We start from the raw sequence: 25,003 nt of genomic DNA on the forward strand, positions 1-25,003 counted from the left end.
GGGGTATGAAATACAGCCTAGCAGTGATTTTTCGTATGACTTCTGTCGGCTATTCGCACAGCGAAGTTCATATTTTCTGCACTTTCTCCCACCCCTGAAGTCCCAACCAACACACGCTACTCAACCAATGCAGGAGAGCCACCATGGCCAACACCTCTTTACGTAAAGCCTCATTGCAAAGCATGGAAGCCGAGATCGAGAGTCTGCTGAAATCTTTGGAAAGCCTGAAAGACGATGCCTCGGACGAGTCGCGCAAGACCCTCAAAGCATTGAAAAGCAACGCCGAGAGCGCGCTGAAACATTCGCGCCATTTGCTCAGTGACGCGTATGAAGAAGTGAAAGTGAAAACCCGCGAAACCGGGCTCGCTACACGGGACTATGCGCAAGAACATCCGTGGACCACAGCCGGTGTTGCCGTCGGCGCGCTGGGTCTGCTCGCAGCCTATCTGTTGTGCAAACGCGGCGACTAATCCGCCTGGCGCAGCTCATTCTTGAGCCACTGCGCCAACTGCCGAGCGCGCCCGTCTGCGGCGCGCTTGGGTAGCCAAAGCGCCAGTTGTGCCGGGGTTTCACAAAAGCCCCACGGCGCAACCAGGCGACCGGCCTTCAAGTCTTCGGCCACCAGCGGTTCAGGCGCAATCGCCACACCCAGCCCGGCCACTGCCGCCTCCAGCAAATAATACAAATGCTCAAATCCCTGACCGTACTTCAACGCCTTGGCGTCGAGGCCGTTTTGCTGTGCCCAGCTCGGCCAGGCCTGTGGGCGTGAGGTGGTGTGCAGCAGAGGTTCGTTCAGCAATGCGCTGGCTGGCGCGTGCTGCAGTCGTTCGCAGTTGGCGAATCGCGGGCTCATGATCGGGCCGATGCGTTCGCTGGCCAATTCGTAAACCTGCATGTCCGCAGGCCATGGCGGTTCGGCGAAGACCAGCAAGGCGTCCAGACCCGGCCTGCGTGGATCGAGATCGCCTTCGCCGGCGGACAGGTGCAGGCGCAGGTCCGGCAAGTCGGTATTCAGCCGTCCCAGCCGTGGAATGAACCAGCGCGCCAGCAAACTGCCGGAGCAGCCGAGCACGAAGGGCGCATCGGCGGTGCTTTGGCTCAGCTCGGCGCAGACGGTGCGCAAGCGGTCGAAGGCTTCGGCACTGGCATCGCGCAATCGCACGCCGGCATCTGTGAGTTTAAGGCCACGTCCATCCTTGATGAAAAGCGCCACGCCAAGGTGCTCCTCCAACGCTTTAAGCTGTCGGCTGACCGCGCCATGGGTGACGTGCAGTTGCTCGGCAGCCTGGCTGACGCTGTTGAGGCGGGCGGTGGCTTCGAAGGCGCGAAGGGCGTTCAGTGGCGGGAGGTCATGGCTCATTTTATGTGTGAGTTTTCCTGACAGGTTGTGGCGATCTTATCGGTTTTCAGTGCAGCACGTCAGGGGTAGAGTAGGCCTCATTGTCATCTTACGAATCCAACCGGAGCGACTCATGACCCAGACCCATTTGCGCAACGGCCCCGATGCCAACGGCCTGTTTGGCGCGTTCGGCGGCCGTTACGTTGCCGAAACCCTGATGCCGTTGATCCTCGACCTGGCCCGTGAATACGAACTGGCCAAGGAAGATCCGGCGTTCAAAGAGGAATTGGCCTACTTCCAGCGCGACTACGTCGGACGCCCAAGCCCGCTGTATTACGCCGAACGCCTGACTGAATTCTGCGGCGGTGCAAAGATTTACCTCAAGCGTGAAGAGCTGAACCACACCGGCGCGCACAAGATCAACAACTGCATCGGCCAGATCCTGCTGGCGCGGCGCATGGGTAAAAAACGCATCATCGCCGAGACCGGCGCCGGCATGCACGGCGTGGCCACTGCCACTGTTGCCGCGCGTTTCGGCCTCGATTGCGTGATCTACATGGGCACCACCGACATCGAGCGCCAGCAGGCGAACGTGTTCCGCATGAAATTGCTGGGCGCCGAAGTGATTCCGGTGGTTGCCGGTACCGGCACCCTGAAAGACGCGATGAACGAAGCCCTGCGTGACTGGGTGACCAATGTCGACAGCACCTTCTACCTGATCGGCACCGTGGCCGGCCCGCACCCTTATCCGGCGATGGTCCGTGATTTCCAGGCCGTTATCGGCAAGGAAACCCGCACCCAACTGCAAGCCCAGGAAGGTCGCCTGCCGGACAGTCTGGTGGCATGCATCGGCGGTGGTTCCAACGCCATGGGCCTGTTCCACCCGTTCCTCGATGACAAGAGCGTCGAGATCATCGGTGTTGAAGCGGCCGGTTACGGCATCGAAACCGGCAAACATGCCGCCAGCCTGAACGGCGGTGTGCCGGGTGTACTGCACGGCAACCGGACTTTCCTGTTGCAGGACGACGATGGCCAGATCATCGACGCGCACTCGATTTCCGCCGGCCTCGACTATCCGGGCATCGGCCCTGAACACGCCTGGTTGCATGACATCGGCCGCGTCCAGTACACCTCGGTGACCGACGACGAAGCCCTCGATGCGTTCCACAAATGCTGCCGCCTGGAGGGGATCATCCCTGCGCTGGAAAGCGCCCATGCCCTGGCCGAAGTATTCAAACGCGCACCGACCCTGCCCAAAGATCACCTGATGGTGGTCAATCTGTCCGGCCGTGGTGACAAAGACATGCAAACCGTGATGCACCACATGGAACACTCTCAACAAGAGCAATCCAAGCAGGAGAAACACTGATGAGCCGCCTGCAAACACGTTTTGCCGAACTCAAGGAACAGAATCGTGCTGCCCTGGTGACCTTCGTCACCGCTGGCGACCCGAGCTATGACACCTCGCTGGCGATCCTCAAGGGCTTGCCAGGTGCTGGCGCCGATGTGATCGAACTGGGCATGCCGTTCACCGACCCTATGGCTGACGGCCCGGCGATCCAGCTGGCCAACATCCGCGCACTGGGCGCCAAGCAGAACCTGACGAAAACCCTGCAAATGGTGCGTGAGTTCCGCGAAGGCAACACCGACACACCGTTGGTGTTGATGGGTTACTTCAATCCGATTCACATGTACGGCGTACCGCGTTTCATCAGGGATGCCAAAGAGGCGGGCGTTGACGGCCTGATCGTGGTCGACATGCCGCCAGAGCATAACGGCGAGCTGTGTGATCCGGCTCAGGCAGCGGGCCTGGACTTCATTCGCCTGACCACGCCAACCACTGACGACGTGCGTCTGCCAACCGTGCTTAACGGCAGTTCCGGTTTTGTGTATTACGTTTCGGTGGCCGGTGTGACCGGTGCCGGTGCCGCCACTTTGGAACATGTAGAAGAAGCGGTTACACGTTTGCGTCGTCATACCGACCTGCCGATCAGCATTGGTTTCGGTATTCGTACACCGGAGCAAGCGGCTTCTATCGCGCGCCTGGCAGATGGCGTGGTAGTGGGCTCGGCGCTGATTGACCACATCGCCAATGCGTCGACGCCGGACCAGGCCATCGATGGCGTATTGAGTCTGTGTGCTGCCTTGGCCGACGGCGTGCGCAACGCACGGGTCAGCTGAAGGTAAAGTTCCTGATACAGAGGAATTAACCGCCTCGGCGCCTAGACTAAGTAGCAAGACCGAGGGATTCAGAACCAGGTTCTGAATCCCTTTTTGCTGTTTGTGCCGTGAGGAACCCCCAATGAAAATGCCGAAACGTCTGATAGCCAGCCTGGGCGTGCTGATGCTCAGTGCGACCCCGTTGCTGCACGCCAGCGCCGATCAGCGCGACGATCACGACCACGGCGGCCCACAGGGCCAATACGATAACCACGGTGGTGATCATCGTGGCCCGCAGGACAACCATCGAGGTGGTCCTCCACAGGACTTCGGTCCAGTGCGTCAGAGCATTCGCGACAATCACAGCTATTTTGTACGCGGTGCGCCACCGCCTCCTGGCATTCATCTGGAACGTGGCCGGCCTTTGCCTCACGGCTATTACGGCGAACGCCTGGACAACCGCGCGCTCTCGCGTCTGCCACAGTACCCGGGCTACGAGTGGCGTCGTACCGGTGGTGACATTGTGCTGATTGCGGTGGGCACCGGGATCGTTTATGAGATTCTGGATAATGTGCTGAATTGATCAGTGTGTAGGCACAGCGGCTATGCGTTGTGCCTGAAAGCAAAGATCGCAGCCTTCAGCAGCTTCTACACGGGATTTTTATTCACCCTGTAGGCGTTGCCGAAGGCTGCGATTTTTTGTTTTATCAAGGTAGCTCCAGTCCACCTGCCGCCTTGTGCAGCGCCCGCAGATGCTCGCCTACTTGCCTCAGATTCGCTTCGTTGGCAGCAATCTCCGCCGCACGGGCCGGTTCGAGCAGTGTTCTCACTTCCTTGTCCAACTCGCCGGTCAGCGACTGCAATTGCTTCTGGCGCTGGCTGCTTTGCGATTCCAGGCGCTTCCATTCGTTGGGTTGCGGCAGGCCGTAGCCGTCGCTGCCGAGCAATTCTGCGGGGCGACTGAGGAAGCCGCTGTTGGCGAGAATCTGCTGCAAGGTCGCGTTGGCCTTGTCCATGCCGCCGTTCTTCAGCTCCCTGGCGCCCAGGTAACGTTGCTTCACTTCATCCTGGGCCAGCTGCAATTGTCGGCGAAAGCTCGCCTGCTCCAGTAACAGCATGGCAGCACTGGTGCGCAGGTCTGCCTTGTCGATCCACTGCCGGCGCTCTTCGGCTTTCAACGACAGCCATTCCTCGACAGTCTGTTGCTTGATCGGCAAGCGCTTTTTCAACACATCGAACATCGCTTGGTAGCGGTCGCGGAACGAGTCGAAGCGATAGCCCAGGCGCAGCGCCTCACGGGGATCATCGAGTACGCTGGTGTCCGCCAGCCCACGGGCCTTGAGCACTTCCAGCAAACCGTTGGGCATGATGCTGTCCAGGCCGGTCAGTTGCGGGTTGTTGCTACCGCTGCGCAGCAGCTTGAGGCTTTCCACCGCGCAGTTGTTGGACAGGAAGAAGTAGTTGCCGTCGTAGCTCCAGTGCATCTCCGCCGCGTGTTCCACCACTTCGTTGATTTCGGTGCGCGACAGGTTCAACGGCACCGAAGCGAGGCTGCGCAGTTCGGTCTTGGTGTATTCGTCGATCACTTGAGCCAACGGCAGCACAAACAGGCGTGACGGATATTTGCCCACCAGCCCGTCCCAGCTCGACAGTTGCACGTCACCGACGAAGGCGCGATAGGACAGCACCAGGTGTTGATCCAGATCCAGCCGGCAGTCCGGCCCGCGTGGTCGACCGGGTGCGCAGATGACCAGGCGCAGCATGCTGTGGCCCCAGCGGCTGACCCAATTCTGATTGGCCTCGGCCAGCAGATAATCCACCGCGTAAACCCGCTCCGGATCTACCTGGCCCAGAGGCGTCTTGGCGAAATCGTTGCCGGCATTGAGGAACGCGAAAGATTGGGCGCAAGTGTCTTTGGCGGCGGGCGCCCAGCCGAAGTGTTCCTTGTAGTAGCGATACAGCGCCGGGCGTCGGCACGCATAGGCCGGGTCGAGGAGGAAGTACTCCATGTTGACCGCGACAAACTCCTTGGGATTGGTCGTTTCATAGATATCCGGGCTACGGACGATCTGGCGGTTGTGCTGTTCGCGCTCGCCACGACGGCCGACGTATTGCTGCCAACCGGCAAGGTCGAGCAAGCGAGGATCGTCGCTCAGGGTAAAGCGCCGCTCGGTCTGGCCGCGGCATTGATCGGGAATGCCGACCAGCCCGGTGCTGCTGTTGCGTTGGCTGCAGCGCTGGATCAATCGGCGCTCGGCGGCTGGCCAGAGGCGCGCGCGGTCGTAAATATGGGTGATTTCATGCAGGACAGTGGCCAGCATTTCCTGGCGTACGGTGCCATGGGGTCGACCGGTTTGTTGTGTGGCGGCGCTGCCATCGGTAAGGCTGTCGAGCAGTTTGCGGTTCAGATCGAGTTCGGAAACCAGTGACGCTTCTCCATAGGCGTTACCGGGCATTTCTTCGGTCCAGCCGACGTCGATGGTCCGGTCAAGTTGCTGGATGAAACGTGGCGGCAATTTGCCCATGGCTTCATCCAGCAACGCCTGGCTGGCCTGCTGTTGTGCGGGGCTCAGACCGTCGGTCTTGAGTCGTAGTTGCAGGTCGGCCTGCGCGGTGTTGCCAAACAGCAACACCGCCCCGGTCAGTAGCCAGGCGCTGAGAGATTTCACAATGCGAGGATAGCTTCGGCGAGGACCTGGTCACTGGCGTCGCGAGCTTCCGGCACGCGAGTGCGCAAAGTATTCAAGGCGGCTTCCAGGTGGGCACCGCGAATATCGCCATCGCTGGCAACAAAACTGGCGGCGTCATCGTGGGCTTCACGGACAATTTTGGAGTCGCGGATGGAGGTGGTGGTATCGGACGTGAAATCGATGGTGCGCTGGGAGGCGCGAACGATGATGTTACTGGTGGCTACCAGGGTGTGCGCCTGGGCCACGTCGGCCAAAAATAACAGGCCAAGGGTGGCAGCGATCAGCGGGTTACGCATGGAACGACTCCGGAGGAACAAGGGATAACTATTGGACGAGGATTGCCTGTGCCAGTTCAAGGTCGCTGGCATGAAGTTTTGGCTGGGTCCGGCGCAGATAGTGCAGGGCCGATTCCAACTGGGCTCCTCGTAGTTGACCGTCACTGGCGATGAAAGCGGCAGCGTCATCGTGAGCTGCGAGCAGGAGTTTATGGTCGAAGGGCGCGGAGGTCACCTTGCTTGTGGCGTAACCACTGACAACGGTGCCTTGTGTCGACAGGTTGAAGGCGTCGAAGGCCTGGGCCGAACCGGTCCAGCAAGCCATCGCCAATAGAGGTGTAAACAGCAGTTTTGAAAGAAAACCCATGAGACTCGAATAGCCGAAAGCGAGGCTCAAGGCTAGCGCAATGCCCGGACCAGAGCCAGCGCCGAAACATCGGGACACGGTAAGCGTGTCCCGCATGGGGGCTGGCGTTTAGATAGCCAGGATGGCCTGAGCCAGTTGTGCGTCGGTCGCGTTGAGCTGTGGCGCCTGGCGGTGGATTTCGTCGAACGCGCTTTCCAGTTTCACACCACGGATGTCGCCGTTGGTTGCGACGAAGCTGGCGGCGTCATCACGGGCGGCCCGCACGATTTTGTTGTCGCGCAGCGAAGACGAGAGATTGGACGTTGCATCGGAGCTGGATTTGAGCGCACCGACAACGGCGTCGGTGGTGACAATGAAACTGCTCGCGTGGGCATTGGCAGCAACGGCGAGCAGGGCAGCGGCGCTGAGCAGGCGAAGACGGGACATGGTGGAGCTCCTGTGGATAAATCGAATTGAGAGGTGGTGCAGTGTCTGGTGAATCAGACGCTGAAGGTGTCGCGTGCGCCACGTTCTGGCTCGATATTAGGCCTGCTCAAATGGATTCGAACAGCCTCTCTAAATGAAACAATGTGTGTAGGAGCTATTGCAGGCTGCGATTTTTAGCGTCGTTGATCTCGGTGAAGATCAAAAGATCGCTGCCTTTGGCAGCGCTCACTGGACTGTACTTGCTATTATTTGTTTATCTAAAACTGTACTGGTTTGACTTTTTCAGCCCTGAAACGACAAAGCCCGTCGTGGTTTCCCACGACGGGCTTTGTGTTTTCAATTCGGGTTGCTGGCGGTGGACTACAAGTCAGAGCCAGCGACGCTGAGTTAGCGCCAGAACGGCTTGCTCAGCTCTTCGTAGCGTTGTGCTTCGCTAATCCCGGCATCAGCCAGCAGACGCGAATCCAGACGAGCCAGTTGATGGCGGCTGGAGATGCGGCGCTGCCACAACATCAGGTTGGCGATAACGCGAAGAGGCAGGGAAGCCTGGGTTTTTGCAGCATTTTCTTCGAAGAACAGTTCGGAACTGAGTGTACGTTCCATGGTTGACATCCTTCCGCTTGTGGCGGGATTAGGTAGTGGTTTAACTGGTACCCATGATCCTCTCGTTTGGCCAGTCTCTCTAGATACAGTTCATCTGTATTGTGAGGGACCAGTTAACTGTTTATAGGGGGTGTACGGGTCGAAAATGAGGCAACTGTACCTGTCGGCACCACAGTGGTGCATTTTCGCTTGTTTGACGGGAGAGAAGTGATATTTGCTGTAGGAAAAGACCCATACAGCAGTACAGTTTTTGCCGACTATTGGTTTTGAAATGGCGAGCTGACGAAACTGTGTTTGCGTCAGCTGCTATCTGTACCAATTACACCGCCAGCATCTTCCCGGTTTCTTCCAGGTTGATGTGCCAGCTCAGTGCTTCACGCAGGATATGCGGTGTGTGGCCACCGATGGCGCAGGCGGCGGTGAAGTAGTCATCCAACGCTTGGCGGTAGTCCGGGTGCACGCAGTTGTCGATGATCACCCGAGCCCGCTCACGCGGCGCAAGGCCACGCAAGTCGGCCAGGCCGATCTCGGTAACGAGGATGTCGACGTCGTGTTCGGTATGGTCGACGTGGCTGACCATCGGCACCACGCTGGAAATCGCGCCGCCCTTGGCGATCGACTTGGTGACGAAAATCGCCAGGTGCGCGTTGCGCGCGAAATCCCCCGAACCGCCAATGCCGTTCATCATCCGCGTGCCGCAGACGTGGGTGGAGTTGACGTTGCCGTACAGGTCGAACTCCAGCGCGGTGTTGATGCCGATGATGCCCAGGCGCCGCACGACTTCAGGGTGGTTGGAGATTTCCTGCGGGCGCAGTACCAGTTTGTCCTTGTAGCGCTCCAGATTGCCGAACACGTCTGCGCCGCGCCGCGCCGACAAAGTGATCGAGCTGCCGGAAGCAAAGCTCAGCTTGCCAGCGTCGATCAGGTCGAAGGTCGAGTCCTGCAGGACTTCGGAGTACATCGTCAGGTCTTCGAACGGCGAGTCGATCAGGCCGCACATCACCGAGTTGGCAATGGTGCCGATCCCGGCCTGCAACGGGCCGAGCTTGTTGGTCATGCGCCCGGCGGCCACTTCCTGCTTGAAGAAGTCGATCAGATGATCAGCGATGGCCTGAGTCTCGGCATCGGGTGGCAATACGGTGGACGGTGAATCCGGCTGATTGGTGATGACGATGGCGACGATTTTTTCCGGCGGAATCGGGATGGCAGTACTGCCAATGCGATCGTCGACCTTTACCAGCGGGATCGGTGTACGGGTCGGGCGGTACGTCGGGATATAGATGTCATGCAAACCTTCGAGGTTCGGGTTGTGCGCCAGGTTGATCTCGACGATGACGTGCTTGGCAAAAATCGCGAAGCTGGCCGAGTTGCCAACCGACGTCGTCGGCACAATGTGGCCCTGCTCGGTGATCGCCACGGCCTCGATGACCGCGATGTCCGGCAACTTGAGTTGCTGGTTGCGCAGTTGCTCGACGGTTTCCGACAAGTGCTGGTCGATGAACATCACTTCGCCGGCGTTGATTGCCTTGCGCAGGGTGCTGTCCACCTGGAACGGCATGCGGCGCGAGAGTACGCCGGCTTCGGTGAGCTGTTTGTCGAGGTCGTTGCCCAGGCTGGCGCCGGTCATCAGGGTAATTTTCAGCGGAGTGACTTTGGCGCGCTCGGCCAGCGCGTGGGGAACGGCCTTGGCTTCGCCGGCGCGGGTGAAACCGCTCATGCCGACGGTCATGCCGTCCTGAATCAGAGCGGCAGCGTCGGCTGCGCTCATCACCTTGTCCAACAACGAAGGCAAGCGAATACGGTCACGGTACATGGATTTTTATCTCGGGCAACGGAAGCAAGATGCGCAGTCTAGTGATTTCAAAAACATTCGTCCCGCTACCATGGTCGAATGCCAGCCGGCGATTTAGAGCCTTTGGTCGGGTTTCATGAAGAATAAAAAAACCCCAGCCTACTAAAGGCTGAGGTTTTCGGTATTGCGTTGGAGCAGGTTTTACTCGACGGCTTTGACCATGTCTTCAATGACTTTCTTGGCGTCGCCGAAAACCATCATGGTTTTGTCGAGATAGAACAGTTCGTTATCCAGGCCGGCATAGCCGCTGGCCATCGAACGCTTGTTGACGATGATGGTCTTGGCCTTGAACGCTTCGAGGATCGGCATGCCGGCAATCGGCGATTTTGGATCGTTCTTGGCAGCCGGGTTGACCACGTCGTTGGCACCCAGCACCAGCACCACGTCGGCCTGGCCGAACTCTGAGTTGATGTCTTCCATCTCGAACACCTGGTCGTAAGGCACTTCGGCCTCGGCCAGCAACACGTTCATGTGGCCAGGCATCCGGCCGGCCACCGGGTGGATCGCATACTTCACGGTCACGCCGCGATGGGTCAGCTTCTCGGTCAGCTCTTTGAGCGCGTGTTGCGCCCGTGCTACCGCCAGGCCGTAACCCGGAACGATGATCACGGTGTCGGCGTTGGTCAGCAGGAAGGTCGCGTCGTCAGCCGAACCGGATTTCACCGGGCGAGCCTCCTTGGCGCCAGCCGGGCCTGCATCGGGGGTATTGCCGAAACCACCAAGCAATACATTAAAGAAGGAGCGGTTCATCGCCTTGCACATGATGTACGAGAGGATCGCGCCGCTTGAACCCACCAGCGAGCCGGCAATGATCAGCATCGAGTTGTTCAGCGAGAAGCCGATCCCCGCTGCCGCCCAACCGGAGTAGCTGTTGAGCATCGACACCACCACCGGCATGTCTGCACCGCCAATCGGGATGATGATCAACACGCCAAGTACGAAGGCCAGGGCCAGCATCAAGGCAAAGGCGCTGAGGTTGCCGGTCATCATGAACGTGATGCCCAGTGCCAGTGTCGCCAGGCCCAGCAGCAGGTTCAGTTTATGTTGGCCGCCAAACTGTACCGGTGCGCCCTGGAACAGGCGGAATTTGTACTTGCCCGACAACTTGCCAAAGGCGATGACCGAACCGGAAAAGGTGATCGCACCAATGGCCGCGCCGAGAAACAGTTCCAGGCGGTTGCCCGCAGGAATCGAATCGCCCAGCTGTTTGACGATGCCCAGCGATTGCGGCTCGACCACTGCCGCAATGGCGATGAAGACAGCGGCGAGGCCGATCATGCTGTGCATGAAGGCGACCAGTTCCGGCATCTTGGTCATTTCAACGCGCTTGGCCATGATCGAACCGGCAGTGCCACCGATCAGCAGGCCGACGATGACGTAACCGATGCCCGCTGTTGCCAGTTCAGCGCCCAGCTTATAGATGAGGCCAATGGTCGTCAGGATCGCCAGCGCCATGCCGAGCATGCCGAACAGGTTGCCGCGACGGGACGTAGTTGGGTGTGACAGACCCTTGAGGGCCTGGATGAAGCAGATCGACGCGATCAGGTAGAGCGTCGTGACAAGATTCATGCTCATTACTTGGGCGCCTCTTCTTTTACTTTCGGGGCTTTTTTCTTGAACATCTCAAGCATCCGGCGCGTGACCAGGAAGCCGCCGAACACGTTCACCGCGGCCAGGGCCACCGCCAGGGTGCCCATGGTCTTGCCCAGTGGCGTTACAGTCAGCGCCGCCGCCAGCATGGCGCCGACGATCACGATCGCCGAGATGGCATTGGTCACCGCCATCAATGGCGTGTGCAGTGCAGGTGTGACGTTCCAGACCACGTGATAACCGACATAAATCGCCAGCACGAAGATGATCAGGTTGTAGATACCGGGGGAGATAAGCTCTTCCATCGTCTGAATCCCTGCTTAGGCGTTTTTACGGATGACTTGGCCGTCGCGGCACATAAGGCACGCGGCGACGATGTCGTCTTCGAGGTTGACGTCGAACTGGCCTTCTTTGGTGAACACCAGTTTCAGGAAGTCCAGCAGGTTGCGTGCGTACAGCGCCGAAGCGTCTGCGGCGACTTCACCGGCCAGGTTGGTCGGGCCGCAAATGGTCACGCCATTTTCGACGACAACCTGATCGGCTACGGTCAGCGGGCAGTTGCCGCCCTGAGCTGCGGCGAGGTCGATGACCACCGAGCCTGGCTTCATCTGCGCCACGGTTTCGGCGCTGAGCAAGGTCGGCGCCTTGCGACCCGGGATCAGTGCGGTGGTGATGACGATGTCGGCCTGTTTCGCGCGTTCGTGCACGGCCAGGGCCTGACGCTGCATCCAGCTGGCCGGCATTGGACGGGCATAACCGCCGACACCGACGGCACATTCACGCTCTTCATCGGTTTCGTACGGGACGTCGACGAATTTCGCACCCAGGGATTCGATTTGTTCCTTCACCGCCGGGCGTACGTCCGACGCTTCGATCACCGCCCCTAGACGCTTGGCCGTCGCAATCGCCTGCAAACCGGCGACGCCGGCACCGAGAATCAGCACCCGCGCGGCTTTCACAGTACCTGCGGCGGTCATCAGCATCGGCATGAAGCGCGGATAGTGATGAGCCGCCAGCAGCACCGCTTTATAACCGGCAATGTTCGCCTGGGAGGACAGTACATCCAGGCTCTGGGCGCGGGAGGTGCGTGGCGCGGCTTCCAGCGCGAACGCGGTAATACCGCACTCGGCCAGCTTGCCGATGGTTTCATTGCTGAACGGGTTGAGCATGCCCACGAGGACGGCGCCACGCTTGATCAGCGTCAGCTCGTTGTCGCTGGGGGCGACCACTTTGAGAATCAGCTCGGCACCGAACGCATCGCTGGCGCTGCCAATGGTCGCGCCTGCCGCTTCATAAGCACTGTCGACAACGCTGGCCTTGATGCCGGCGCCGCTTTGAACAGTGACCTTATGACCTTGGCCGATCAGCTTTTTGATGGTTTCCGGGGTTGCAGCAACCCGCGTTTCACCCGTCTGGGTCTCGAGAGGAACACCAATGTGCACGTCAAATCTCCTGCGTGATCTTATTGAGTAAACCCAGGCACTTCGGATGGTGCTTCTGGGGCGGCCGATCAGCACGATCCCGCCAAATCAGGGCGGGGCGCGGCATTTTGCAGGCGAACTTTGTGCCCTTCAAGGGATTATGACGGGTGACGGAAAATTAACTACAAGTCACCCCGTGACCGAATGTCGCAACCGGCCGGGTCAATCCCTTGCAGGCCGTACCTTGTAAGGATTCTGGACGAAATTCAAGAATTTACCCATCGCCGGGGTGAATGAGGTGACATTGCTCGGAAATAGAGGCTGAAGGCCACGTCCTCAGGCGCTTGTGGGACGTTTGTACAGGTTGCCAATACAGTCAACGATTATGCGACAAATACTTATATCTGTAGGGCTTTTATTTAATTGACTACAGGGTCAGTTAGGCGCTGAAAGCCTTTACTCTTCTAGGCTGTAGCTCTGTGCCTGGCTCACTAGCCAATCGCGGAAAGCCCTTAAAGAGGCGGATTCGACCTTTCGCTCGGGAATCATCAGGTAATACGCCTTGATGCTCGACAGTGCCTGAGGGTTGGCAATCACCAGGCGCTTCTCCGCCAGTTCACGCTGGATCAGGAAGGGCGGAATCAAGGCGATTCCCATGTCATGCATGGCGGCTTGCGCCAACATCGAGAATAGCTCGTAGCGCGGCCCTGTCATGTCGCGAGGGATGTTCAGGTTGTGGGCGTTGAACCATTGGCGCCAGGCATAGGGGCGGGTGGTTTGTTGCAGCAGCGACATGTCTGCGATCTCGCCGGGTGTCAGATGTGTCCGATTGCCCAGTAGCCCGGGGCTGCACACCGGCATCGGATTTTCGCCCATTAGTCTGTGGGATTGCGTCCCGGACCAATCGGCATCGCCAAAGTAGATCGCGGCATCGAACTCGGTATCGGCAAACAAGAAAGGGCGGGTGCGGTTGGTCAGGTTGACAGTGACTTCCGGGTGCTTGTGCTGAAAGTCCTTGAGTCGTGGCAGCAGCCATTGGGTACCAAAGGTGGGCACGACTGCCAGCTCAATCACGTTGGCGCCTTGCTGGCCCATGACCGATAAGGTGTCCCGTTCAACGGCATCCAGTTGCGCAGCCACACGACGGCTGTAGGAAAGCCCCGCTTCCGTCAGTTTCACTCCGCGCCGTGAACGTCGGAACAGTTCGACGCTGAGGAACTCCTCAAGGCTGGCGATCTGTCGGCAAATCGCACCTTGGGTCAGCGAAAGCTCCTGGGCGGCCTTGGTAAAACTCTCATGACGCGCCGCCGCCTCGAAGCTGATCAGGGCTGTGGTGCTGGGGATTTTCCTGCGCATGTACGTCAACCTCACTCATACATCGCATAAAGGCGGTTTTGCGACGTTTCGGAGTGAGAAATTAGCACAACAGTATGCGAAATCCTCGTTTGCTGTCGCGCCTGACCGGGCCTAGGATCAGTCCACGTTATTTGACCCGATTCGAGAGGACTCACTCATGGGTGGTAAAGCTAGCTTCAACTGGATCGATCCCCTGCTGCTGGATCAACAGCTCACCGAAGAAGAACGCATGGTCCGCGACACCGCCGAGCAGTTCGCTCAGCAGAAGCTCGCGCCGCGTGTTCTGGAAGCTTTCCGTCATGAAAAAACCGATCCGGCGATCTTTCGCGAGATGGGGGAAGTGGGTCTGCTGGGCGCAACCATTCCCGAGCAATACGGCGGCAGCGGCCTGAGCTACGTCAGCTACGGTTTGATAGCCCGTGAGGTCGAGCGCGTCGATTCGGGTTATCGCTCGATGATGAGCGTGCAGTCTTCACTGGTGATGGTGCCGATCAACGAATTCGGCACCGAGGCGCAGAAACAGAAATACCTGCCGAAACTGGCTTCGGGTGAATGGATCGGTTGCTTTGGTCTGACAGAGCCTGATCACGGTTCCGACCCAGGAGCGATGATTACTCGTGCACGCAAAGTGGAAGGCGGCTACAGCCTGACCGGCAGCAAGATGTGGATCACCAACAGTCCGATCGCCGATGTGTTCGTGGTCTGGGGCAAGGACGATGCGGGTGACATCCGTGGCTTCGTGCTGGAGAAGGGCTGGAAGGGCCTGAGCGCTCCGGCGATTCACGGCAAGGTCGGCTTGCGTGCATCCATCACCGGGGAGATCGTCATGGACAACGTGTTTGTCCCTGAAGAGAACATCTTCCCGGACGTCCGCGGTTTGAAAGGCCCTTTCACCTGTCTCAATTCCGCGCGCTATGGCATCTCGTGGGGCGCGCTGGGTGCCGCCGAATTCTGCTGGCACACCGCTCGCCAGTACACCCTGGACCGTCAGCAGTTCGGTCGCCCATTGGCGGCTACGCAGTTGATCCAGAAAAAGCTGGCCGACATGCAGACCGAAATTACTCTGGCGCTGCAAGGTTGCCTGCGTCTGGGCCGTATGAAGGATGAAGGCACGGCTGCCGTTGAAATCACCTCGATCATGAAGCGTAATTCCTGCGGCAAGTCCCTGGATATTGCGCGTATGGCGCGTGACATGCTGGGTGGCAATGGTATTTCCGATGAGTTCGGTATCGCTCGTCATCTGGTCAACCTGGAAGTTGTGAATACCTATGAAGGTACACACGACGTTCATGCGCTGATCCTCGGCCGTGCGCAGACAGGCATCCAGGCGTTCTATTAACAGGAGAACGGCCATGGGCGCGCTTTCGCATCTACGGGTACTGGATTTGTCGCGGGTACTGGCCGGGCCTTGGGCGGGTCAGATTCTCGCGGACCTTGGCGCCGAGGTGATCAAGGTCGAGCGCCCGGGCAATGGCGATGACACGCGTGCCTGGGGGCCGCCGTTCCTTAAAGACGCCTATGGTGAGAACACCAGTGAGGCGGCCTACTACTTGTCCGCCAATCGCAACAAGCAATCGGTGACTATCGACTTCACCCGGCCTGAAGGGCAGAAGCTGGTGCGTGAGCTGGCGGCGAAGTCGGACATTCTGATCGAGAACTTCAAGGTCGGGGGGCTGGCAGCTTACGGGCTGGACTACGCGTCGCTGAAGGCGATCAATCCCGATCTGATCTACTGCTCGATCACCGGGTTCGGCCAGACCGGGCCTTATGCCAAGCGGGCAGGTTACGACTTCATGATTCAAGGCCTTGGTGGCCTGATGAGCCTGACCGGGCAGCCGGAAGGCGAAGAGGGGGCGGGGCCGGTGAAAGTCGGCGTGGCTCTGACCGATATTCTGACCGGACTCTATTCAACGGTGGCGATTCTGGCGGCGCTGGCTCATCGCGACCATGATGGTGGCGGCCAGCACATCGATATGGCGTTGCTGGACGTGCAGGTGGCGTGCCTGGCCAACCAGGCGATGAACTACCTGACGACGGGCAATGCGCCGAAACGCTTGGGCAACGCTCATCCGAACATCGTGCCGTATCAGGACTTTCCTACGGCGGACGGCGATTTCATTCTCACCGTCGGCAATGACGGGCAGTTCCGCAAGTTTGCCGAGGTGGCAGGTCAGCCGCAGTGGGCGGATGACCCGCGCTTTGCGACCAACAAGCTGCGAGTCGCCAATAGGGCGGTGCTGATTCCGCTGATACGTCAGGCGACAGTATTCAAGACCACCGCGCAATGGGTTGTGCAGCTGGAGCAGGCGGGTGTCCCTTGTGGGCCGATCAATGATCTGGCGCAGGTGTTTGATGATCCGCAGGTTCGGGCGCGAGGGCTGGCCATCGAACTGCCCCATGCACTGGCCGGGATGGTGCCGCAGGTGGCGAGTCCGATTCGTCTGTCCGAGACGCCTGTGGAGTATCGCAGCGCGCCTCCTTTATTGGGGGAGCATACGCTGGAGGTTCTGCAGCGGGTGTTGGGATTGAGTGCGGGTGATGTGGCCGCTTTCAAGTCATCCGGGGTGCTCTGAGCGTTTCCTTCTATATAGAGGGTGCTTCTATATAGAAGCATCGGGCGATTTTTCGGTCTTTCGCAAGTTATTGATAGAAAAGCGTAATCAGTGCTTGACGGCAGATTCTGGAAGTCTATAATTCGCCCCACTTCCGGCGCAGTCGAAACGGAAAACTCCTTGGTAAACAAAGAGTTACGCAGTTTTCGACAGCGAGTTGCTTCAGATCATCGAAGCCCAGAAGGAGTTGAAAGAGTGGTGTTGTTTTGCTCTTTTAACGGTTCGATCTTCTCGGTCGAAAGCGGAGAAAAAGAGGTGTTGACAGCAGCGTGTAACGCTGTAGAATTCGCCTCCCGCTAACGAGAGATCGGAAGCGCAAGTGGTTGAAGTTGCAAAGGAAACTTTGAAAACTTCTGAAAATAACCGCTTGACAGCAACAGAGGCTGCTGTAGAATGCGCGCCTCGGTTGAGACGAAAGATCTTAACCAACCGCTCTTTAACAACTGAATCAAGCAATTCGTGTGGGTGCTTGTGGAGTCAGGCTGATAGTCAACAAGATTATCAGCATCACAAGTTACTCCGCGAGAAATCAAAGATGTAACCAACGATTGCTGAGCCAAGTTTAGGGTTTCTTAAAAACCCAAAGATGTTTGAACTGAAGAGTTTGATCATGGCTCAGATTGAACGCTGGCGGCAGGCCTAACACATGCAAGTCGAGCGGCAGCACGGGTACTTGTACCTGGTGGCGAGCGGCGGACGGGTGAGTAATGCCTAGGAATCTGCCTGGTAGTGGGGGATAACGCTCGGAAACGGACGCTAATACCGCATACGTCCTACGGGAGAAAGCAGGGGACCTTCGGGCCTTGCGCTATCAGATGAGCCTAGGTCGGATTAGCTAGTTGGTGAGGTAATGGCTCACCAAGGCGACGATCCGTAACTGGTCTGAGAGGATGATCAGTCACACTGGAACTGAGACACGGTCCAGACTCCTACGGGAGGCAGCAGTGGGGAATATTGGACAATGGGCGAAAGCCTGATCCAGCCATGCCGCGTGTGTGAAGAAGGTCTTCGGATTGTAAAGCACTTTAAGTTGGGAGGAAGGGCATTTACCTAATACGTAAGTGTTTTGACGTTACCGACAGAATAAGCACCGGCTAACTCTGTGCCAGCAGCCGCGGTAATACAGAGGGTGCAAGCGTTAATCGGAATTACTGGGCGTAAAGCGCGCGTAGGTGGTTCGTTAAGTTGGATGTGAAATCCCCGGGCTCAACCTGGGAACTGCATTCAAAACTGACGAGCTAGAGTATGGTAGAGGGTGGTGGAATTTCCTGTGTAGCGGTGAAATGCGTAGATATAGGAAGGAACACCAGTGGCGAAGGCGACCACCTGGACTGATACTGACACTGAGGTGCGAAAGCGTGGGGAGCAAACAGGATTAGATACCCTGGTAGTCCACGCCGTAAACGATGTCAACTAGCCGTTGGGAGCCTTGAGCTCTTAGTGGCGCAGCTAACGCATTAAGTTGACCGCCTGGGGAGTACGGCCGCAAGGTTAAAACTCAAATGAATTGACGGGGGCCCGCACAAGCGGTGGAGCATGTGGTTTAATTCGAAGCAACGCGAAGAACCTTACCAGGCCTTGACATCCAATGAACTTTCCAGAGATGGATTGGTGCCTTCGGGAACATTGAGACAGGTGCTGCATGGCTGTCGTCAGCTCGTGTCGTGAGATGTTGGGTTAAGTCCCGTAACGAGCGCAACCCTTGTCCTTAGTTACCAGCACGTTATGGTGGGCACTCTAAGGAGACTGCCGGTGACAAACCGGAGGAAGGTGGGGATGACGTCAAGTCATCATGGCCCTTACGGCCTGGGCTACACACGTGCTACAATGGTCGGTACAGAGGGTTGCCAAGCCGCGAGGTGGAGCTAATCCCAGAAAACCGATCGTAGTCCGGATCGCAGTCTGCAACTCGACTGCGTGAAGTCGGAATCGCTAGTAATCGCGAATCAGAATGTCGCGGTGAATACGTTCCCGGGCCTTGTACACACCGCCCGTCACACCATGGGAGTGGGTTGCACCAGAAGTAGCTAGTCTAACCTTCGGGAGGACGGTTACCACGGTGTGATTCATGACTGGGGTGAAGTCGTAACAAGGTAGCCGTAGGGGAACCTGCGGCTGGATCACCTCCTTAATCGACGACATCAGCTGCTCCATAAGTTCCCACACGAATTGCTTGATTCATTGAAGAAGACGATAAGAAGCAGCCCGAAATTGGGTCTGTAGCTCAGTTGGTTAGAGCGCACCCCTGATAAGGGTGAGGTCGGCAGTTCGAATCTGCCCAGACCCACCAATTTTGTGTGGGAAACGCCTGTAGAAATACGGGGCCATAGCTCAGCTGGGAGAGCGCCTGCCTTGCACGCAGGAGGTCAACGGTTCGATCCCGTTTGGCTCCACCACTAACTGCTTCTGCCGTTTAAAGCTTAGAAATGAGCATTCCATCATTGTGATGGTGAATGTTGATTTCTAGTCTTTGATTAGATCGTTCTTTAAAAATTTGGGTATGTGATAGAAAGATAGACTGAACGTTACTTTCACTGGTAACGGATCAGGCTAAGGTAAAATTTGTGAGTTTAATCGCGAATTTTCGGCGAATGTCGTCTTCACAGTATAACCAGATTGCTTGGGGTTATATGGTCAAGTGAAGAAGCGCATACGGTGGATGCCTTGGCAGTCAGAGGCGATGAAAGACGTGGTAGCCTGCGAAAAGCTTCGGGGAGTCGGCAAACAGACTTTGATCCGGAGATGTCTGAATGGGGGAACCCAGCCATCATAAGATGGTTATCTTAAGCTGAATACATAGGCTTAAGAGGCGAACCAGGGGAACTGAAACATCTAAGTACCCTGAGGAAAAGAAATCAACCGAGATTCCCTTAGTAGTGGCGAGCGAACGGGGACTAGCCCTTAAGTGGCTTTGAGATTAGCGGAACGCTCTGGAAAGTGCGGCCATAGTGGGTGATAGCCCTGTACGCGAAAATCTCTTAGTCATGAAATCGAGTAGGACGGAGCACGAGAAACTTTGTCTGAATATGGGGGGACCATCCTCCAAGGCTAAATACTACTGACTGACCGATAGTGAACTAGTACCGTGAGGGAAAGGCGAAAAGAACCCCGGAGAGGGGAGTGAAATAGATCCTGAAACCGTATGCGTACAAGCAGTGGGAGCCCACTTTGTTGGGTGACTGCGTACCTTTTGTATAATGGGTCAGCGACTTATTTTCAGTGGCGAGCTTAACCGAATAGGGGAGGCGTAGCGAAAGCGAGTCTTAATAGGGCGTCTAGTCGCTGGGAATAGACCCGAAACCGGGCGATCTATCCATGGGCAGGTTGAAGGTTGGGTAACACTAACTGGAGGACCGAACCGACTACCGTTGAAAAGTTAGCGGATGACCTGTGGATCGGAGTGAAAGGCTAATCAAGCTCGGAGATAGCTGGTTCTCCTCGAAAGCTATTTAGGTAGCGCCTCATGTATCACTGTAGGGGGTAGAGCACTGTTTCGGCTAGGGGGTCATCCCGACTTACCAAACCGATGCAAACTCCGAATACCTACAAGTGCCGAGCATGGGAGACACACGGCGGGTGCTAACGTCCGTCGTGAAAAGGGAAACAACCCAGACCGTCAGCTAAGGTCCCAAAGTTATGGTTAAGTGGGAAACGATGTGGGAAGGCTTAGACAGCTAGGAGGTTGGCTTAGAAGCAGCCACCCTTTAAAGAAAGCGTAATAGCTCACTAGTCGAGTCGGCCTGCGCGGAAGATGTAACGGGGCTCAAACCATACACCGAAGCTACGGGTATCACTTAGGTGATGCGGTAGAGGAGCGTTCTGTAAGCCTGTGAAGGTGAGTTGAGAAGCTTGCTGGAGGTATCAGAAGTGCGAATGCTGACATGAGTAACGACAATGGGTGTGAAAAACACCCACGCCGAAAGACCAAGGTTTCCTGCGCAACGTTAATCGACGCAGGGTTAGTCGGTCCCTAAGGCGAGGCTGAAAAGCGTAGTCGATGGAAAACAGGTTAATATTCCTGTACTTCTGGTTATTGCGATGGAGGGACGGAGAAGGCTAGGCCAGCTTGGCGTTGGTTGTCCAAGTTTAAGGTGGTAGGCTGGAATCTTAGGTAAATCCGGGATTCTAAGGCCGAGAGCTGATGACGAGTGTTCTTTTAGAACACGAAGTGGTTGATGCCATGCTTCCAAGAAAAGCTTCTAAGCTTCAGGTAACCAGGAACCGTACCCCAAACCGACACAGGTGGTTGGGTAGAGAATACCAAGGCGCTTGAGAGAACTCGGGTGAAGGAACTAGGCAAAATGGCACCGTAACTTCGGGAGAAGGTGCGCCGGTGAGGGTGAAGGACTTGCTCCGTAAGCTCATGCCGGTCGAAGATACCAGGCCGCTGCGACTGTTTATTAAAAACACAGCACTCTGCAAACACGAAAGTGGACGTATAGGGTGTGACGCCTGCCCGGTGCCGGAAGGTTAATTGATGGGGTTAGCTAACGCGAAGCTCTTGATCGAAGCCCCGGTAAACGGCGGCCGTAACTATAACGGTCCTAAGGTAGCGAAATTCCTTGTCGGGTAAGTTCCGACCTGCACGAATGGCGTAACGATGGCGGCGCTGTCTCCACCCGAGACTCAGTGAAATTGAAATCGCTGTGAAGATGCAGTGTATCCGCGGCTAGACGGAAAGACCCCGTGAACCTTTACTATAGCTTTGCACTGGACTTTGAATTTGCTTGTGTAGGATAGGTGGGAGGCTTTGAAGCGTGGACGCCAGTTCGCGTGGAGCCAACCTTGAAATACCACCCTGGCAACTTTGAGGTTCTAACTCAGGTCCGTTATCCGGATCGAGGACAGTGTATGGTGGGTAGTTTGACTGGGGCGGTCTCCTCCTAAAGAGTAACGGAGGAGTACGAAGGTGCGCTCAGACCGGTCGGAAATCGGTCGTAGAGTATAAAGGCAAAAGCGCGCTTGACTGCGAGACAGACACGTCGAGCAGGTACGAAAGTAGGTCTTAGTGATCCGGTGGTTCTGTATGGAAGGGCCATCGCTCAACGGATAAAAGGTACTCCGGGGATAACAGGCTGATACCGCCCAAGAGTTCATATCGACGGCGGTGTTTGGCACCTCGATGTCGGCTCATCACATCCTGGGGCTGAAGCCGGTCCCAAGGGTATGGCTGTTCGCCATTTAAAGTGGTACGCGAGCTGGGTTTAGAACGTCGTGAGACAGTTCGGTCCCTATCTGCCGTGGACGTTTGAGATTTGAGAGGGGCTGCTCCTAGTACGAGAGGACCGGAGTGGACGAACCTCTGGTGTTCCGGTTGTCACGCCAGTGGCATTGCCGGGTAGCTATGTTCGGAATAGATAACCGCTGAAAGCATCTAAGCGGGAAACTAGCCTCAAGATGAGATCTCACTGGGACCTTGAGTCCCCTGAAGGGCCGTCGAAGACTACGACGTTGATAGGTTGGGTGTGTAAGCGCTGTGAGGCGTTGAGCTAACCAATACTAATTGCCCGTGAGGCTTGACCATATAACACCCAAGCAATTTGCTGACTCGAAAGAGCACCAGATTGCGGTGTGTGAAGACGAAACGAACCGAAAGTTCGAGAAACAAACACACAAATCTATCGCATACCCATTCGCTGGAGCGTGATCCGTAAGGAACACGAGCTGGCTACCGAATTTCTTGACGACCATAGAGCATTGGAACCACCTGATCCCATCCCGAACTCAGCAGTGAAACGATGCATCGCCGATGGTAGTGTGGGGTTTCCCCATGTGAGAGTAGGTCATCGTCAAGATTAAATTCCGAAACCCCTATCTGCGTATGCAGGTAGGGGTTTTGTTTTAGTAGAAGTCACCGATTTTTGCTGGCACGTTACTGATGTAACGGACCGGTCACAGAATTTCTTGACGACCATAGAGCATTGGAACCACCTGATCCCATCCCGAACTCAGCAGTGAAACGATGCATCGCCGATGGTAGTGTGGGGTTTCCCCATGTGAGAGTAGGTCATCGTCAAGATTGAATTCCGAAACCCCTGTTTGCTAACGCAGACAGGGGTTTTGTCGTTTCAGGGCAGATAAATCTGTCTGCCTAGCTCAAGGGCTCACCCAGCTTGGTAATTTTTCACCACCCGAGTGTGTCGTGGAGGCTGAAAAATGCCGTCCAAAAAGCCAAAGCAAAGGCTCTGGGACGCCGTTCGGCGGGAATCAGAGCAGAATGTCAGGCATTTCGCACAAAAGCCTAAGATTTCTGCGCCTCGTGCCGACAGACTGGTGAGACATGCGTGCACCAAAGTAGAGCGACCTCAGAAAGTCGCCTGCGCTGTTACATGGAATGTTGCAACCCGGAACGCATCCCCACTTTCTGCATAAGAAGTCCCATGAAATGAATCTCAAGTTCAGCCATAAAATCCTTCTGGCCGCCTCTGGCGTCGTGGTCCTGGCTTTCGCGTTGTTCACTTTGTACAACGACTATCTGCAGCGAAACACCATCCGCCAGAACCTCGAATCATCCGTTCAGCAAGCCGGCGACCTGACCGCCAGCAGCGTGCAGAACTGGATGAGTGGCCGCGTGCTGGTGTTGGAAAGCCTCGCGCAGAACGTCGCCCATCAAGGTGCGAATGCCGACTTCCCGGGGCTGGTGGATCAACCCGCCTTCACCTCGAACTTCCAGTTCACCTATGTCGGTCAGGCTAACGGTGTATTCACCCAGCGGCCTGACGCGAAAATGCCAGACGGCTACGACCCTCGTCAGCGTCCCTGGTACAAACAGGCCGTGATGGCTGACAAGACCATGCTGACGCCGCCGTACATGGCCGCGGTCGGTGGTCTGGTGGTGACTATCGCCATGCCGGTGAAGAAGAACGGGGAACTGCTGGGCGTCGTCGGCGGTGACCTGAGCCTGGAAACTCTGGTGAAGATCATCAACTCGGTGGATTTCGGCGGCATCGGCCACGCTTTTCTGGTCAGCGCCGACGGCCAAGTGATCGTCAGCCCTGACAAAGACCAGGTGATGAAGAACCTCAAAGACATCTACCCGGGTTCCAATGTCCGCATCGAAAAGGGCAATCAGGACGTGGAGCTGAACAAGCAGGATCGCATCCTCTCGTTCACCCCGGTCACTGGCCTGCCGAATGCCGAGTGGTACATCGGTCTGTCGATCGACAAGGATAAGGCCTACGCCCCGCTGAGCCAATTCCGCACCTCGGCCCTGATCGCGATGTTTATCGCTGTGAGCGCCATTGCCGTACTGCTGAGCCTGTTGATCAACGTGCTGATGCGCCCGCTGACCACCATGGGCCGTGCGATGAAAGACATCGCCCAGGGCGAAGGTGACCTGACCCGTCGTCTGGTCGTGGAAAGTAAAGATGAATTCGGTGAGCTCGGCGGCGCATTCAACCAGTTCGTTGAGCGGATTCACGCGTCGATTTCCGAAGTGTCGTCGGCTACCCGCCAGGTGCACGATCTTTCGCAGCGCGTGATGGCTTCGTCCAACGCTTCGATCATCGGTTCAGACGAACAAAGCGCCCGCACCAACAGCGTGGCTGCGGCGATCAACGAACTGGGTGCCGCCACCCAGGAAATCGCCCGTAACGCCGCCGATGCCTCGCAGCATGCCAGTGGCGCCAGCGAGCAGGCCGATGACGGTCGTCAGGTGGTGGAAAAAACCATTCTGGCCATGACCGAGTTGTCGCAGAAGATCAGCCTGTCCTGCACCCAGATCGAAACCCTGAATGCCAGTACCGACAACATCGGTCACATTCTTGACGTGATCAAAGGCATCTCCCAGCAAACCAACCTGCTGGCGCTGAACGCGGCCATTGAAGCGGCTCGCGCCGGTGAAGCCGGTCGTGGGTTTGCAGTAGTAGCGGACGAAGTGCGCAACCTTGCTCACCGTACCCAGGAGTCGGCCGAGGAGATTCACAAGATGATCACCTCGCTGCAAATCGGTTCGCGTGAAGCAGTGACCACCATGAACGCCAGCCAGGCCTCCAGCGAAGAGAGTGTTGAAGTGGCGAATCAGGCGGGCTTGCGTCTGGTGAGCGTGACCCAGCGCATCGGCGAAATCGACGGGATGAACCAATCGGTGGCCGCCGCGACCGAAGAGCAGACGGCGGTGGTGGAAACCCTCAACGTCGACGTCAACCAGATCAACCTGCTGAACCAGCAGAGTGTGGCCAACCTCAATGAAACGTTGAAGGACTGTGATGCACTGTCGCTACAGGCCAACCGGCTGAAGCAGTTGGTAGACAGCTTCAAGATCTGATCAGTATCAGGCGAGAATTCGGAGCAATGGTTAGGCGAATTCTCGC

At 57.1% G+C, this 25,003-nt stretch carries 18 protein-coding genes, 2 tRNA genes and 4 rRNA genes; 13 read left to right on the forward strand and 11 right to left on the reverse strand.

What is annotated here, in order from left to right; genetic code table 11:
* Positions 1 to 143: 143 nt before the first annotated feature.
* Positions 144 to 470 (forward strand): ElaB/YgaM/YqjD family protein, encoded by a 327-nt coding sequence (locus POF45_RS16575; RefSeq protein WP_259497994.1) that lies wholly within the window; start codon positions 144 to 146, stop codon positions 468 to 470.
* Here the strand turns inward: POF45_RS16575 and POF45_RS16580 are convergent.
* A complete protein-coding gene (locus tag POF45_RS16580) occupies positions 467 to 1,360 on the reverse strand; it encodes a LysR family transcriptional regulator (RefSeq protein ID WP_282316158.1) in 894 nt (297 codons plus the stop codon). The two genes, POF45_RS16575 and POF45_RS16580, sit on opposite strands and share 4 nt — an antisense overlap.
* Before the next feature lie 112 nt (positions 1,361 to 1,472).
* On the opposite strand from POF45_RS16580, the gene trpB reads away from it, so the two are divergent.
* The 3 genes from trpB (at position 1,473) to POF45_RS16595 (ending at position 4,082) form a co-directional block, all read left to right on the forward strand.
* Positions 1,473 to 2,708: a tryptophan synthase subunit beta gene (gene trpB, locus POF45_RS16585; RefSeq protein WP_259497997.1), complete on the forward strand. Its 1,236-nt coding sequence runs from the start codon at positions 1,473 to 1,475 to the stop codon at positions 2,706 to 2,708.
* Positions 2,708 to 3,520: a tryptophan synthase subunit alpha gene (gene trpA, locus POF45_RS16590; RefSeq protein ID WP_259497999.1), complete on the forward strand. Its 813-nt coding sequence runs from the start codon at positions 2,708 to 2,710 to the stop codon at positions 3,518 to 3,520. The genes trpB and trpA overlap by 1 nt, the downstream gene beginning before the upstream one ends.
* A gap of 121 nt (positions 3,521 to 3,641) precedes the next feature.
* On the forward strand, positions 3,642 to 4,082 hold the full coding sequence (locus POF45_RS16595) for an RcnB family protein (protein WP_259498000.1): 441 nt from the start codon (positions 3,642 to 3,644) through the stop codon (positions 4,080 to 4,082).
* Positions 4,083 to 4,206: 124 nt separating this feature from the next.
* Here POF45_RS16595 and POF45_RS16600 read toward each other — a convergent pair whose 3' ends face one another.
* From POF45_RS16600 to POF45_RS16645, 10 genes are all read right to left on the reverse strand, one after another.
* Complete coding sequence (locus tag POF45_RS16600) at positions 4,207 to 6,168, reverse strand: DUF7844 domain-containing protein (RefSeq protein ID WP_259498002.1); 1,962 nt, start codon at positions 6,166 to 6,168, stop codon at positions 4,207 to 4,209.
* Positions 6,165 to 6,485, reverse strand: coding sequence for a DUF2388 domain-containing protein (locus POF45_RS16605; protein ID WP_259498004.1), 321 nt, complete (start codon positions 6,483 to 6,485; stop codon positions 6,165 to 6,167). Before POF45_RS16605 ends, POF45_RS16600 begins: the two co-directional genes overlap by 4 nt.
* A 28-nt stretch (positions 6,486 to 6,513) precedes the next feature.
* Entirely contained in the window at positions 6,514 to 6,831 is a 318-nt protein-coding gene (locus POF45_RS16610) for a DUF2388 domain-containing protein (RefSeq protein WP_259503309.1), read from the reverse strand.
* 108 nt (positions 6,832 to 6,939) lie between these two features.
* Positions 6,940 to 7,257, reverse strand: coding sequence for a DUF2388 domain-containing protein (locus POF45_RS16615; protein ID WP_259498006.1), 318 nt, complete (start codon positions 7,255 to 7,257; stop codon positions 6,940 to 6,942).
* A gap of 387 nt (positions 7,258 to 7,644) precedes the next feature.
* Positions 7,645 to 7,860 carry a DUF1127 domain-containing protein gene (locus POF45_RS16620; RefSeq protein ID WP_259498008.1) on the reverse strand — a complete coding sequence of 72 codons (216 nt, stop codon included), beginning with the start codon at positions 7,858 to 7,860 and terminating at the stop codon, positions 7,645 to 7,647.
* 319 nt (positions 7,861 to 8,179) lie between these two features.
* On the reverse strand, positions 8,180 to 9,673 hold the full coding sequence (gene scpC, locus POF45_RS16625; RefSeq protein WP_259498010.1) for a succinyl-CoA:acetate CoA-transferase ScpC: 1,494 nt from the start codon (positions 9,671 to 9,673) through the stop codon (positions 8,180 to 8,182).
* A gap of 180 nt (positions 9,674 to 9,853) precedes the next feature.
* Positions 9,854 to 11,287: an NAD(P)(+) transhydrogenase (Re/Si-specific) subunit beta gene (locus tag POF45_RS16630; protein ID WP_282316159.1), complete on the reverse strand. Its 1,434-nt coding sequence runs from the start codon at positions 11,285 to 11,287 to the stop codon at positions 9,854 to 9,856.
* The gene (locus POF45_RS16635) at positions 11,287 to 11,607 is read right to left on the reverse strand and encodes an NAD(P) transhydrogenase subunit alpha part 2 (RefSeq protein WP_003187417.1); all 321 of its coding nucleotides are present in this window, start codon (positions 11,605 to 11,607) and stop codon (positions 11,287 to 11,289) included. The genes POF45_RS16630 and POF45_RS16635 overlap by 1 nt, the downstream gene beginning before the upstream one ends.
* 15 nt (positions 11,608 to 11,622) lie before the next feature.
* Positions 11,623 to 12,744: a Re/Si-specific NAD(P)(+) transhydrogenase subunit alpha gene (locus POF45_RS16640; protein ID WP_259498024.1), complete on the reverse strand. Its 1,122-nt coding sequence runs from the start codon at positions 12,742 to 12,744 to the stop codon at positions 11,623 to 11,625.
* Positions 12,745 to 13,179: 435 nt separating this feature from the next.
* On the reverse strand, positions 13,180 to 14,079 hold the full coding sequence (locus POF45_RS16645; protein ID WP_259498026.1) for a LysR family transcriptional regulator: 900 nt from the start codon (positions 14,077 to 14,079) through the stop codon (positions 13,180 to 13,182).
* A 157-nt stretch (positions 14,080 to 14,236) separates the two neighbouring features.
* Between POF45_RS16645 and POF45_RS16650 the strand changes: the two genes are divergently transcribed.
* From POF45_RS16650 to POF45_RS16690, 9 genes are all read left to right on the forward strand, one after another.
* Complete coding sequence (locus POF45_RS16650) at positions 14,237 to 15,418, forward strand: acyl-CoA dehydrogenase (RefSeq protein WP_259498028.1); 1,182 nt, start codon at positions 14,237 to 14,239, stop codon at positions 15,416 to 15,418.
* Positions 15,419 to 15,431: 13 nt separating this feature from the next.
* Positions 15,432 to 16,652, forward strand: coding sequence for a CaiB/BaiF CoA transferase family protein (locus POF45_RS16655; protein ID WP_259498030.1), 1,221 nt, complete (start codon positions 15,432 to 15,434; stop codon positions 16,650 to 16,652).
* 631 nt (positions 16,653 to 17,283) lie between these two features.
* Positions 17,284 to 18,822: ribosomal RNA gene (locus POF45_RS16660) — 16S ribosomal RNA — on the forward strand.
* Positions 18,823 to 18,904: 82 nt separating this feature from the next.
* Positions 18,905 to 18,981, forward strand: a tRNA-Ile gene (locus POF45_RS16665).
* A 30-nt stretch (positions 18,982 to 19,011) separates the two neighbouring features.
* A tRNA-Ala gene (locus POF45_RS16670) sits at positions 19,012 to 19,087 on the forward strand.
* A gap of 236 nt (positions 19,088 to 19,323) precedes the next feature.
* A 23S ribosomal RNA gene (locus POF45_RS16675) occupies positions 19,324 to 22,215 on the forward strand.
* 155 nt (positions 22,216 to 22,370) lie between these two features.
* Positions 22,371 to 22,486, forward strand: a 5S ribosomal RNA gene (gene rrf / locus POF45_RS16680).
* Between the two features lie 108 nt (positions 22,487 to 22,594).
* Positions 22,595 to 22,710, forward strand: a 5S ribosomal RNA gene (rrf, locus tag POF45_RS16685).
* The 16S, 23S and 5S rRNA genes sit together here with 2 tRNA genes alongside, the layout of an rRNA operon.
* Before the next feature lie 366 nt (positions 22,711 to 23,076).
* Complete coding sequence (locus POF45_RS16690; protein WP_282316160.1) at positions 23,077 to 24,957, forward strand: methyl-accepting chemotaxis protein; 1,881 nt, start codon at positions 23,077 to 23,079, stop codon at positions 24,955 to 24,957.
* Positions 24,958 to 25,003: the final 46 nt, after the last annotated feature.

This window comes from Pseudomonas fungipugnans (assembly GCF_029955235.1).
GTDB classification, from domain to species: Bacteria; Pseudomonadota; Gammaproteobacteria; order Pseudomonadales; family Pseudomonadaceae; genus Aquipseudomonas; species Aquipseudomonas fungipugnans.